This is a genomic window from Spirabiliibacterium mucosae, from assembly GCF_014884965.1.
Taxonomy (GTDB): Bacteria; Pseudomonadota; Gammaproteobacteria; order Enterobacterales; family Pasteurellaceae; genus Spirabiliibacterium; species Spirabiliibacterium mucosae.
Genome location: NZ_JABTBO010000008.1, coordinates 56,021 through 68,412, shown reverse-complemented (window position 1 = coordinate 68,412; position 12,392 = coordinate 56,021). Strand labels below are relative to the sequence as shown.

Below are 12,392 nucleotides of genomic sequence, written 5' to 3'. Positions count from 1 at the left end.
CGACAATGTTAATACACAAAAAAATCCGTGAGCAGGTTGCACAACAACTTGAAACGCTTGGCATTGATGGGCAAGTTTTCGCAGGGCGACCGCCGTTTATCGACCTTGACAACACACCGCTGACAATTGCAGTCATCATTGATGAAGCGCAAGCCAGTGAGGAAAGTCTGTGTGACAGTGAATGGCAAGCAGTTTTAAGCGTAGTGATTTATCAGCGCTCATCGGTTGGCGAAGCACCACTTGATGAGCTGGCGGAGAAAATTGCCAACCATTTGGACCATGCATTCGAACAGGAGCAATTAAATTGTTTAAATGAGATGTATTTAATGGGTTACCAATATGATCAAGATGCTCAAAAGCGTACTTGGTTAATTGCGAGCCTGCAATATCAAATTCATTATTAAGGAGTTAATATCATGGCAAAAACAACGCCTTTTCAAGGCACAAAACTTTATTTAGGCAAAGGGGTAGAGGCTGAAAAAAGCATTACAGCCTGTGAGGTGACCCCAAATGCTAAAATTACGATTGCGGATAGTGGCTATAAGAAAGGCGATCTGATTTTAATTTCAGGGCTGGGGGCTTTAGATGGCTATTACCCTGTTAAAGATGTTAAGACAAATGTCATTACACTAGCAGATGAAGTTGACTGGTCGGAACAAGACCGCCCAACAGTATTTACGGATGCCAAAGCACGTCGAGTAATCTGGTCTGGTAACTTCTGTGCGGTGAAAAACATTGAAAAAGACGGTGACACCTTGAGTGAGGAGGACGTTACCACAATGTGCAGTGAAGGCACAGAAACCGAACCAGGTGATATTGAATTTGGTTCGTTAAAACTGACTTTCTTCTTTGTGCCAGCTACCGAGATGCAATCAGATTTACGCAAAAAATTCTATGGCAAAGAAACCTTCCCTTATTTGATTGTATTTAAAAACGACCAGGGTTCACTTTACGGCACAGGGTTTATCCAAACGGGAGCGAATATCAGTGGTGAAGTGAAAGGTAAGTTTGAAAGTGGCGTTACGATTAAGCAATCCAAACGGGATTACTTATTGCCAGCTTAAATTATATTTTGACTATAAACGGCTCTAATGGGCCGTTTTCTATTTTTGTAAGGACAAAAACATGAAACAAGGTACACGTGAAACGCTATTGATGATTAAGCCTAAATTAACGCCAGTGGAAATCCAAGGTGAGCAATACTTTTTGCGTGAGCTGAGCGTAGGTGAGGCAAATAAAGAACTTTACGGTCAGCGCGCAGAGTTGATTAAAATCGCGCAAGTTCAGGGGATTGAATTGGATATGGAAGATGAACTAGCGTTAACTATGCAGTTACGCAACGTTTATGACCCATATAAATTAGCGCGGTCTATCGCACAGCGGCTATGTGATGAACAAGGGAACCGATTGTTTGACCCAGAGAATCAGAACGATTTGGATCAAATCCGCTCGCTAGACGGCTCAGTAATGGGCGCAATTAATAAAGTCCTGAGCGAGAATGCTGAAAAAAAACTTACCGAGCGCCGAAAATTCCAAATAACACTCTCATTAGCGTTGGGAAAAACGCTAGAAGAGATTGAGAATATGCCCGAAAGTCACTTTCTTGAATACCAAGCGTTTTACCAAGAACAACCTTTCGGGCTATGGCGCGAAGATTATCGTACTGCACAAATTACACACTTATTGGCAATGGTTAATTCAGATCCTAAAAAAGGTAGATCGAAGTTATCCGACTTTATGCCGTTTTTTCAAGAGCAAAGCGTAGTTGATGATGAGCATGATGATGGTAGCGAGGATTTCTTGGCTAACAGATAGTGTGCCCACCGATTTCTCTTGAGTTTTGACCGCGTTTTGATAGAGTAGAAATATAAATATCAATATCAATGCGAGGTGGGATATGGAATACATCTTTTTAGGATTTCTCCTTAGTTTAAGGGTATTTGGGGTTATGGTTGCCATCTTTCTTTTGGCCTTGTCAGGGCTCGCACTGGGAGCGATGGTGCCTATTAATTACCCAGTTATAAAGGGCCTAGTAGTGTCCACCCCTGTGCTTTTGGTGATGTTTTGGCTATTAGGGGCACATTTTTATTCAAAATGGAAATTGGAAAAAGAGACAGTTCGCCATAAATGGTGGGAAAAATAAAGCATTACATCGTGTTGATATAAGGCTGTGCATCTGCGCAGCCTTTTTTTATGGGAGCAATTTTATGGCGTCATTAGGCGATTTGGCGATCAAGCTTGGCTTGAATAGTACAGAGTTTCAAAATGGGCTAGTTAAGGCAGAGCATAACATGAGGCGATTTGCGGATAGAACGCAGGGCTATTTAAAAAATATAGAAAATGCGGCCAACTCGTTAAACAGCACAAATAAGTGGGCAAGGAAGGGCTTTTTTGCTGGCATTGCAACCACAGGTGTGAAAGCATTAGTTCAATATGCAGACGCTTACACTGAAATTGGCAACCGTATACGCTTGGTAAGCTCCTCGTCGGTTGAAAGTGCGAGGGCGATGGAATCAGTGTTTGCTATTTCAACACGCACCAATCAGGCTGTGAATGCGACTGCTGAAGTTTATCAGCGATTTGCACAAAACGCTAAAACATTAGGCATTAGTCAATCACAGGTGGCAAGCCTTACTGAAACGGTATCTAAAGCGGTGGCGGTTTCAGGTGCAAGTGCAGCATCAGCACAAGCAGCGTTAATGCAATTCGGGCAGTCATTAGCCAGTGGTGTATTTCGTGGGCAAGAGTTTAACTCCGTAATGGAACAAACACCAGGGCTTGCGATGGCAATTGCACGTGGATTAGGTGTAACAACAGGTGAACTGCGCAACATGGCCAACGCTGGCAATCTCACAATGGACGTGATTATCCCAGCACTTGAGAAAGCCAAAGCCAGTGTAGATAAAGATTTCTCAACTCGTGTATTGACGGTTTCCGCTGCTTTTGAAAACTTGAAGACAGCTACAACAAAATGGGTGGGTGAAACCAGTGATAGCCTAAATGCCGCACGGGGATTGGCAAGCGGTATCGATCTTCTTGCTCGCAATTTAGAGCATATTATTCCGTTAGTCGTCGGTGTTGGTGGCGCACTTGGTGGTGTTAAACTCGTACAATATATCCACGCCACATTAGCTTCTGCCGCAGCTGAACGGCAAAGAGCCGGTGCATTAGTAGGTAGTATTAAGGCTGAACAAGGTAAGATTGCAACAGAGTTAAAGGCAACTCAAGCCTACATTGCTAACCTAACTGTACAGATGAACCTCGCTAAAACCGAGCAAGCAAGGGTATTGCTTTCAACTGAATTACAAGCACAAACTGCTCGCGAAACTGCGTTAATCAATGCACAAACAGCAGCTACCGAACGCCTTGCGGTGGCTACAAAATCTGCGAGTATTGCAGGTAAAGCACTGGCAATGGTAGGTGGCCCGTGGGGTGCGCTGGCAATAGGGGCAGGATTTGCTATATCTGCGATTTATGAGTTTATTCAGTCTTCAGAAGAGGCGAAGCGCAAAACGTTAGAATTAGCTGATTCGATTGATGTTACAGCAGATGCGTTAGCTAAAATGACCACTCAAGAGGCTGATGCGAACGCCACATTACTTACAGAATCTATTCGAGTGCAGGAAGAAGAGCTTAAAAAACTCACTGCGGAATATGAAAAAGCAAAACGCGCAGCAGCAGAAACTTCGGATGTAATTGTTGATGCTTTCTATGGCGTTTCTAGCATTGTTCCAAAATCCTCAGCTGAAATTCGTGAAGCAAAAGCGAAAGAGGCGCAGGCGTACAAAGATGTAAAACAAGCTCAGGATAAGCTAAAGGAATCGCAGAAAAAACTGAACACATTAACACAAGAGCATGCGAATATTGTTCAGCGGGATTTGCTCAATGCATTAGGTGGAGCGAGTACTGCGGTTACCAATCTTTCGCCAGAGCTACAAGAATTTGCGCTAAAAATCCTTGATGTGAACAGCAATGTGTTGGAATTGACGCCAAATATCAAAGCATTAACTGCTGCAACGCTTCAACTAGCAGGTGCTGCTGTAAGTGCGGTAATAGGCATGAATGGGTTAAATCAATTCTCCTTGTCAGCTGGTGCAGCAAAAGAAGTTGAACGGTTAAACCGTCAAGCCAAAATAAATGGTGCTAAGACTGATGCAGATCGCATTAAATACCGCGTTGAAGATTATAAGGCTAACCTAAAAGAGCAAGCAAATAAAAAAGGTTATTCTGATTACGATATTGAGCAGTTGAGCCGGGCTTATCAACGAAGTCTTGAGGCTGACATTCATTCGAAAAAGGAAAATCGTCAAAAGGAAGTAAGCACGATCCAAGAAAAACTGGCTTACCTTTTTTGATGAGATAAAGCGTAGTAATGCAGACTCTCTCACCGAGATTGAGTTAGATTATCAGCGCACCTTTGCCAAGTTGAAAGAGTTTGAGCAAAAAGGTGTAGTTAATGCGCAAGAGTCAGCCGAAGCGAAACTTCAAATTGAAGAGAGGTTTAATAAAGAGCGATGGGCATTGGCAGAAAAATACGATGCCAAATTAGCCGCTAATCGTAAGTATCAAGAGAATGTTAGTGAGATTCAAAATCTACATTCTCTGGGGCGTCTAACCGATACACAAGCTAACCAAGCGATTCAAAAAGAAGAGTGGAGTAAGTGGCTTGCAAATGCAGACAAATCAGATCCATTGAATGGATTAACTAAAGGATTGCATGATTTTGGTGATAGCGTTACCGACGTTATGGGCAACGTTGAAAACATCACCTCGAACGCCATTAATGGAATGACTGATGCGCTTACTGATTTTGTGATGACGGGGAAAGCGGATTTTAGGGATTTTGCGACCTCAATCATCAAAGATATTCAGCGTATGATTATCAAGATGATGATATTTGAGGCCATAAAAGCTGGTGGCAAAGCAATGGGTTTTGATATGTCCTTCATGGGAAGTTATGCCACCGGTGGCTATACGGGGCATGGTGGTAAATATACCCCCGCTGGCGTAGTGCATAAGGGGGAATATGTCTTTACCAAAGAGGCGACCGCACGGCTAGGACTGGATTATCTCAATAGCTTGAACTACGGTCGAAGTTTTGCGAATGGTGGTGGGGTGGCAATTCCTAATATACCGAAAATACGGTCAGTCGCCAGTCGTGGTGATATAAAGGTAAACGTTATTAATAACGGAGAGCCAGCGACAGGACAGGTCACATCGAAAGAGAAAGATGGACAGTTAGAAATCACTGTTGAGTTAATAAAGCAAATGGATAGAATAGCGGATGAACGCTACAGAAAAAATCAAATAAATGATTTTAGGAGTGGCGGAGCATTCAAATAAAGGAGGAAATAATGGATATAAACAATTTTATTGTTTCGACAAACAACAGAAGCATTCTCACTGCACTTTTAGCTGTTTTAACTAAAGAGCAGAGAGAAGTTTTAGGGAAAAGTTTGGAAAACGTCATGGGCGGAATTAACGAAAGATGTAAAGAGTTAGAGTTCAAAGACTCTAGTGGGTTAGCAAAGAAGCTCCAGGATGATATGAATGACTTCATAAGCGTCATCAAGCAATCTTGTGACATTAAATAACTATATAACCCTAGAGATGCCAGCTTAACTAGCTGGCATTTTTTTGGAGTAATTATGAAAACATTCCCTTTCTGTGTAAGACCATCACTCACAATAAACAGTGAGCCTCGTGTTAATAAGGTGCAATTCGGTGACGGCTATCAACAACGTCAACGCAAGGGCATAAACAATCTTTTGCGATCTTATCCCGTAGTTGTAAAGGTCAAAAATGAAGAGCGGTTTCAAGTCGACCGCTTTTTTTCTGATTGCGCGGGGGTTGAGGCGTTTTTGTATAACGATCCATTTTTGGGCAAAGCGGTGAAAGTTGTTTGCACCAAGTGGACCGCTAGTATGGGTAGAACACATACAGAATTTAACTGTGAGTTTGAAGAGGTGATGTAGTTCCAAGTTAGCTATTTAACAAACTACCTTTAGCTATCAACCCCGCTAGTCGGGGTTTTTTATTGCCTGGAATATGAGTCAAGTCACAAATTCATCCATAGCGGCATACCTATCTAAAATAAAATGGAATATAATATGAGCATCATTTTTGAGCACAAGAATCTCCTAGATATGCAGATAAACATTCAAACGAAGATAGACCATTTGCAACGGTTAGCTAACACCTCAGTATATGAAGGGGTGTCTGAATTGATATGGAATAGCTTGGATGCAGATGCCAACGTTATTGATATTCATATTTATAAAAATGATTTAGAAGGTATAGACAAAATCACCATCAAAGATGATGGGGTTGGGATAGAGCACCAGTTGGCCCATGACTCTTTCGGAACATTGGGCGGCTCATGGAAGCAAAACTCCCCTAAAAGTGCACAGGGGAGGGGGCTTCACGGACAAAAAGGTGAAGGTCGTTTTAAAGGATTTGCCTTAGGACAAAAAATTACATGGGAGTCTACTTACAAGGAAGGCAAGTCTTTAAAGAAATTTAGCATTACTTCTAATAAGGACTCCTTGGACTCCGTTGATATCACTGATGAGAGTCCAGTTTCAGGGGTGAAAACGGGGACTTTAGTTACCATTGAGAACATTGAGAGCAAGGTTGATTCCTTATCAAAAGAAAAATTGATAAATAGGCTAACCCACATCTTTGCAGGTTATCTGTATCAATATTCGCAGGTAGAAATTAGAGTTAATGGAGAAAAGATTGATCCGTCTGTACTAATTGAACTTGATGACACAATCATGCTTGATGGTGACCTTGGTAAGATAAAGCTGATTATATGGAAGACTAAGGGAGAGTCTGACTTTTTCTTATGTAAAGATGATTTTTCTTGCTTATGTGAGCACAATGTTCAGCAACGTATTAGACGTGCTGGCTATACATACTCTGTTTATCTTGCAAGCCAGATCATTAATGAACTTAATATTGCTAATGGAATGGGAATAATAGACTTAGATGATAAAGGCAAGGAATTAATCGACCATTCTATTGATAAACTGAATGAATATTTCAGAAAGAAAAAAGCTGAAGATGATGCTAAAAGACTCCAGAACTGGATAGACGAGGGGATATATCCATACGATACTTCAAAAGCGATAACAGATATTGAAATCGCTGAGCGTCAGGTGTTTGATATTGTTGCGACTCAGGTTGAGGATAACTTGCCTAAGTTCAAAACTAGCGATATAGAAACAAACAACTTACATTTAAGCTCATTTCTCAGGCTTTAAAAGACAATCCTGAGTCAATGGAAAAGATTCTAACAGAAGTTTTAAATTTAAGTGGAGAGGATAGAGAAACGCTAAGTAGGTTACTTGATAACACAACTCTTTCATCCATTATTAAGGCATCTAAAGTTGTTGCTGATAGATTAAATTTAATAAGAGGTCTAGAAGAACTGCTTTTTGATAGAAACAACAAGAAAGCTCTTCTGGAACGAGACCAGCTACATAAGATTTTAGAAAGGAAACTTGGGTTTTTTCTGAGGATTTTCAATTCTCGGGAAGTGAAAACTATCTAAATGAAATATTAGAGAAGCATAGAGAGAAACTAGATTATTATGATAAAGATGCTGATATAGCAAAGCCAGTATTGATGTCAGATGGGAAAAAAGGCCGTGTGGACTTATTATTCCATAAAGCAAGATCACCTAGAGAAGGCTATACTGATTATCTGATTGTTGAACTGAAGAGGCCATCTCAGAAAATAGACGATGAGGTTATCACCCAAATTAAAAAATATGCATATGCTATAGCTGAAGAAGATCGATTTGATAAACAAAAGACATCATGGACATTTATTGCAGTATCAAATGAATTTAATAGTTATGCTGAAAATGAAGCTTCTCAGAATAACAAAGTCAGGGGGTTGATACAGGACCTAGAGAGGCTGAATTTAAAAATTTATATTATGAAGTGGGCTGAAGTGTTAAATAATGCAAAAACAAGAATTAACTTCTTTAAGCGGCAGTTGGACTTTGATGCAACAAAAGAGACTGCTAGAGAATATTTAAAAGAGAAGCACTCAAAATACTTACCAAGTACATTTGAGAAATAAGCATAAGCCTGCCAAAGCAGGCTTTTTGTTGACAAGTCGCCCTAACTCTTCTATATTTAACTTCAAGGTGTCGAAACCTTAACTGACAGCGGCGACCCGCACCCGATAGCATAGCGGTTTTTTTATGCCTGAAATTCATAACTCCTTTCTTTCCAAAAGAATTGTAGGGCAAAAATCTCTCAATGTCGGGAGGGTGAGGAATACAATACCCGAAAGGGGAATAACTCCAGCCTTTCTGTTAGTGGGCTTTCGAACCTCCCGACCACCTAATGTCGAAACAGGTGGATAATCGAAATAACTAACAGAGGAAAGTCATCATGACTAATCAGACCCAACTTCAAACCTTCAACTTTAAATCTAATATCGTTCGTGCCGAATTAATTAATGAACAACCGCACTTTTGCTTGAAGGATGTATGCGATGTGTTTGGCATTAAAAACTCGCGAGATCTTGCAGCTAAAGTTCTGGACCCAAAGGGAGTAGATAGTATCTACACCCTTACAAACGGCGGGAAACAAGAGCTGACATTCATTAATGAGCCAAACTTATATCGGATCATTTTTAAATCACGCAAAGCCGAAGCGGTAGAGTTTCAAAACTGGGTATTTAATGAAGTGCTACCTCAAATTCGCAAAACAGGCAAATACGAAAAAACACAAACTACCGTAGATGATCGCACTGGCCTACGCAATGCTGTCAATATGCTAGTGAGCAAGAAAGGCTTGATCTACTCCGATGCTTACAATCTCGTTCATCAATACATGAACGTAGAAAGCATTGAGGACATAGACAAAGATGATTTGCCAAAAGCGGTTGCCTACTGCCACAAAATTATCCTCGAAGGTGAGTTGATTGATAAGTCAGAACCTAAACAGGTATTGCTAACGCCTGACCAAGAAAAACACCTTATCAATATGTGGCTTGCCATAACTCGGTTGAACGAATCGGTATACCATACGTTACGAATCTTCAAACTCGTAGAAACGCGTCAGCTAAGAAGTTTACAGTTTAACTATAATGTTTGTGAACGCTACATAAAAAGCTCACTGCCTTTCTTTCGTGAGCTTGTAGATAAAAATAAGCCAAATAAACTTGAAAAGCCTACATATGTGTAGGCAGATAACCTAGTTACATGGGATATTTGACATAGTAATCCCTGATTAACTCTTCAACAAACTGCCTTTCAGCTTCACTGCACCGGTCTAGCTGATGGGTAGTTATTGCATGCCATACTTCGTTAGGGAGATTACCTGGCAAAGTAGCAAATAAGTATTGTTTAAAAGTCATAAAGCCTCCTTTGGTTGGTTCGATGTGAGCCTACCAAATGGGGGCTTTTTTGTATCTAGTGTTTGAGTGATTGCACGATCGTGATCGCAAAAAAGGAAAATTCATGCCACAAACCATATCAACAGAATACAAACTCGAGCTATCCAAGATTGAGCAGAATGCGCTATTGGATTTATACGAAATTGATATGCGCGGACTGTTTAACTCAAAGGGCAAGCAGGGCGAGATTTACCGATTCTATAACGGTACAAACGAGTTAAGAAAGCCGATTATTTGGAAAGGTGAGGAGTACCAGCCTTATCCTATCCAAGTCACTGGATTTGAGCTTTCAGGGCAAGGGCCAAGTAATCGGCCAACCTTAACACTCGCTAATTTATTCGGGTTAATCACTGGCATTGCTAGCCAATTTGATGAGGGTATAGGCGCAATAGTGCGCCGTCGCCAAGTCTATATGCACTACCTTGATGCAGTAAACTTCCATGGCGGTAACAAGCGCGCTGACCCTACGCAGGAGTTGGTTAGCATTTATCTAATTGAGCAACTCACATCACTCAAGGCAGAAACAGCCACATTTACGTTATCGCTACCGACGGAAACAGATAACATATTGCTGCCAGCTCGTGTGATGACTGCTGACACTTGCCCTTGGATTTATCGAGGTGTCGAGTGCGGTTATACCGGTGGCCCAGTGGCGGACGAGAAAGACCAGCCGACCGATGACCCGAAAAAGGACATGTGCAGCCACTGCTCAACAGGGTGCAGGTTACGCAACAACACTGCTAACTTTGGCGGATTCCCGAGCATTAATAGATTGGGGTAGTGTCTTATTTTTATTCTCCAGTTTTTTGTCTTTCTTAGGTATGTATGTGCTACGCAGCCCATCAATATGTTCATTTAATTGAGAGGGAATGTTCTGTCTAATAGGGTCCAGAATAAAATCTACGCCTTCTCGTCTAGCAAGTTTTGCTGCGGGGACAAAGTCTGAATCCCCAGCGATTAGAACTATTTGGTCTACCTGTTTCTTTAACGAGAGAGTGGTTATATCGATGCCTATTCTCATATCTACACCCTTTTGGCGAGTATTAATAATAACATCGTCATCAGTAAGCGGTGATTGAGCGAGATCCCGAGCGCCCTTAAGAATTTGTTGAACAATCGCTGGTTTTATTACCCATTCGGCTTCTTTTGACAGATCGCCTAAACGTAGAGCCAGTTTGCGCTTTTTAAGCAATCTTTGGTGGAGTTCTAATCGAAACACAGCTTCATTAGATTTGGAAAAGTCGGTTGACCTTTTAGATATAGGATAGTGCATTTTCTTTTCTAACGGCGGGCAGTCATAGAAAAAAATACGATATAACTGCAATTTCCGATGGCTATTTTTTTCCTTTAAATGAAGCATCGCACAGCGAACAACCATGTCTGCTATACGTTCTGCATTATAGTAATTATCTGGTTCAAAGTGACGAATCCGCTTAATGAAATAGGCGCCGTCAATAAGAATTGCTGTTGCCATTGTGTTAGCCCTAGACACTACATAGAAAAAAACCCTGAGGTTCGGCACATCATCGGGATGGTTGATAATGGCTTACTGCTTCAGGGTGGATTGCTTAAGAGTATATAGGGTAAGGTTCATAGATGTCAACATTATTCATCAGTGGACATCAGTAAACATAAGTAAATATTATGAAACTACAAGATACAATATTAAATTACTCAAAACAACAAGAGCCGCGCGAAATGTGCGGCTTTGTCGTATTTGATGGGGATAAAAAAATATTCCTTCCTTGCGAAAACATCGCAGACGACGGCGAAAACTATTTTGAAATCCACCCTGATGATTGGCTTAAAGCTCAATTATACGACGGCATAGTGGCACTGGTTCACTCTCACCCCGACGGCAAGCCGATTTTATCGGAGGCCGACCGCCAAATGCAGGTGCAATCTGCTCTTGATTGGTGGGTTGTATGTAACGGCGAAATTCACAAATACCGCAATATCGCGCCGTTAACGGGGCGTGAGTTTATCCATGGCGAACAAGACTGTTACAGCATTGTGCGTGATGCTTATATGCTCAGTGGCCTTGATTTACCCGATTTTGAGCGGTGGGATGATTGGTGGTATGACAACCGCACTTTGTATCTTGAGAACATCGAGAAATGCGGGTTTTATCAAGTTGATAAGCCACAAATTGGTGATGTCATTCTGATCACAATCGGTGCGGATGTGCCAAATCATGCGGCAGTCTATCTTGGCAACAACTACGTTATTCACCATAGCCCGAAAAGGCTATCTAAGCGCGACTTGTACGATGGCTACTGGCTAAAACACACGCACAGCATTTGGAGAAACAAGCGATGGTTACAGTTAGATTTTACGGCGATCTTAAACGATTTGGCGATAAGTTCGAACTAAATGTTAAAGACACTGCCGAGGCGATTAGGGCGTTGATAGTGCAAATTCCTAATCTACGTCAAGCAATGCAGCGGGGCTGGTACAAAGTGCGGTTAGGAAGCAAATATCTGACGTATGAAGGTCTCAGAGAGATTTATCACAAGCTCAAAGACGGCATGACTATTCACGTTACGCCTCTTTTGAAAGGTGCAAAAAGTGGTGGTGCATTTGGAATAATTGCCGGCATTGCCTTAATCGGAGCGGCGTTTGCACTTGGTCCTTTAGGATTAGGGCTTATGGCTAGTAATACCGCTTTAATGGTTGGCGGCTTTGGTGCGTCAATGTTATTGGGTGGCGTTTCTCAAATACTAATGAAACCACCAGCCATGCCAGGCGTTGGCGACAGCAAAGAAAAGAAACAGTCTACATCATTCTCTAACTTATCCAATCTTGTTGCGCAAGGCCGGCCGGTTCCCCTGGCCTATGGGCGCATTATGGTGGGGTCATTGGTGATTTCACAAGGGTTGGAAACCTACGATGTGGAAGATGAAATTGAGCAGGCGGCTAATATTGATACCGGTAACCGCGGCATATTTGGTAAAGGCGATAGTTTATTTTAAGAG

Annotated in this window: 17 protein-coding genes; 15 read left to right on the top strand and 2 right to left on the bottom strand. The window is 41.6% G+C overall.

Features of this window, described 5'->3' with window-relative positions:
• Positions 1 to 5 precede the first annotated feature (5 nt).
• From gpU to HPC37_RS04365, 12 genes are all read left to right on the top strand, one after another.
• Entirely contained in the window at positions 6 to 404 is a 399-nt protein-coding gene (gene gpU / locus HPC37_RS04420) for a phage tail terminator protein (protein ID WP_208121991.1), read from the top strand.
• 9 nt (positions 405 to 413) lie between these two features.
• On the top strand, positions 414 to 1,064 hold the full coding sequence (locus tag HPC37_RS04415) for a hypothetical protein (RefSeq protein ID WP_208122032.1): 651 nt from the start codon (positions 414 to 416) through the stop codon (positions 1,062 to 1,064).
• A 61-nt stretch (positions 1,065 to 1,125) separates the two neighbouring features.
• Positions 1,126 to 1,815, top strand: a complete 690-nt coding sequence (locus HPC37_RS11235) for a DUF4035 domain-containing protein (RefSeq protein WP_427915955.1) — start codon at positions 1,126 to 1,128, stop codon at positions 1,813 to 1,815.
• An 82-nt stretch (positions 1,816 to 1,897) separates the two neighbouring features.
• Positions 1,898 to 2,143 (top strand): hypothetical protein, encoded by a 246-nt coding sequence (locus tag HPC37_RS04405; protein WP_208121990.1) that lies wholly within the window; start codon positions 1,898 to 1,900, stop codon positions 2,141 to 2,143.
• Between the two features lie 64 nt (positions 2,144 to 2,207).
• A complete protein-coding gene (locus HPC37_RS04400) occupies positions 2,208 to 4,355 on the top strand; it encodes a tape measure protein (protein WP_208121989.1) in 2,148 nt (715 codons plus the stop codon).
• Positions 4,356 to 4,425: 70 nt separating this feature from the next.
• Complete coding sequence (locus HPC37_RS04395) at positions 4,426 to 5,343, top strand: phage tail tape measure protein (RefSeq protein ID WP_235961397.1); 918 nt, start codon at positions 4,426 to 4,428, stop codon at positions 5,341 to 5,343.
• Between the two features lie 11 nt (positions 5,344 to 5,354).
• Positions 5,355 to 5,594, top strand: a complete 240-nt coding sequence (locus HPC37_RS04390; protein WP_208121988.1) for a hypothetical protein — start codon at positions 5,355 to 5,357, stop codon at positions 5,592 to 5,594.
• Between the two features lie 54 nt (positions 5,595 to 5,648).
• Positions 5,649 to 5,975, top strand: coding sequence for a phage tail protein (locus HPC37_RS04385; RefSeq protein ID WP_208121987.1), 327 nt, complete (start codon positions 5,649 to 5,651; stop codon positions 5,973 to 5,975).
• Positions 5,976 to 6,110: 135 nt separating this feature from the next.
• Positions 6,111 to 7,265 (top strand): ATP-binding protein, encoded by a 1,155-nt coding sequence (locus HPC37_RS04380; RefSeq protein WP_208121986.1) that lies wholly within the window; start codon positions 6,111 to 6,113, stop codon positions 7,263 to 7,265.
• Between the two features lie 17 nt (positions 7,266 to 7,282).
• Entirely contained in the window at positions 7,283 to 7,555 is a 273-nt protein-coding gene (locus tag HPC37_RS04375) for a hypothetical protein (RefSeq protein WP_208121985.1), read from the top strand.
• 74 nt (positions 7,556 to 7,629) lie between these two features.
• Positions 7,630 to 8,091, top strand: coding sequence for a type I restriction enzyme HsdR N-terminal domain-containing protein (locus tag HPC37_RS04370; protein WP_235961395.1), 462 nt, complete (start codon positions 7,630 to 7,632; stop codon positions 8,089 to 8,091).
• 317 nt (positions 8,092 to 8,408) lie between these two features.
• On the top strand, positions 8,409 to 9,206 hold the full coding sequence (locus HPC37_RS04365; protein ID WP_208121984.1) for a BRO-N domain-containing protein: 798 nt from the start codon (positions 8,409 to 8,411) through the stop codon (positions 9,204 to 9,206).
• Positions 9,207 to 9,219: 13 nt separating this feature from the next.
• Here HPC37_RS04365 and HPC37_RS04360 read toward each other — a convergent pair whose 3' ends face one another.
• A complete protein-coding gene (locus HPC37_RS04360; protein ID WP_208121983.1) occupies positions 9,220 to 9,378 on the bottom strand; it encodes a hypothetical protein in 159 nt (52 codons plus the stop codon).
• A 103-nt stretch (positions 9,379 to 9,481) separates the two neighbouring features.
• On the opposite strand from HPC37_RS04360, the gene HPC37_RS04355 reads away from it, so the two are divergent.
• Positions 9,482 to 10,198, top strand: coding sequence for a phage minor tail protein L (locus HPC37_RS04355; protein ID WP_208121982.1), 717 nt, complete (start codon positions 9,482 to 9,484; stop codon positions 10,196 to 10,198).
• Here the strand turns inward: HPC37_RS04355 and HPC37_RS04350 are convergent.
• Positions 10,142 to 10,891, bottom strand: a complete 750-nt coding sequence (locus HPC37_RS04350) for an NYN domain-containing protein (protein ID WP_208121981.1) — start codon at positions 10,889 to 10,891, stop codon at positions 10,142 to 10,144. The genes HPC37_RS04355 and HPC37_RS04350 overlap by 57 nt on opposite strands.
• Positions 10,892 to 11,061: 170 nt before the next feature.
• Between HPC37_RS04350 and HPC37_RS04345 the strand changes: the two genes are divergently transcribed.
• On the top strand, positions 11,062 to 11,790 hold the full coding sequence (locus HPC37_RS04345; RefSeq protein ID WP_208121980.1) for a C40 family peptidase: 729 nt from the start codon (positions 11,062 to 11,064) through the stop codon (positions 11,788 to 11,790).
• Entirely contained in the window at positions 11,733 to 12,389 is a 657-nt protein-coding gene (locus tag HPC37_RS04340) for a tail assembly protein (protein ID WP_208121979.1), read from the top strand. Before HPC37_RS04345 ends, HPC37_RS04340 begins: the two co-directional genes overlap by 58 nt.
• The last annotated feature ends 3 nt before the right edge of the window (positions 12,390 to 12,392 follow it).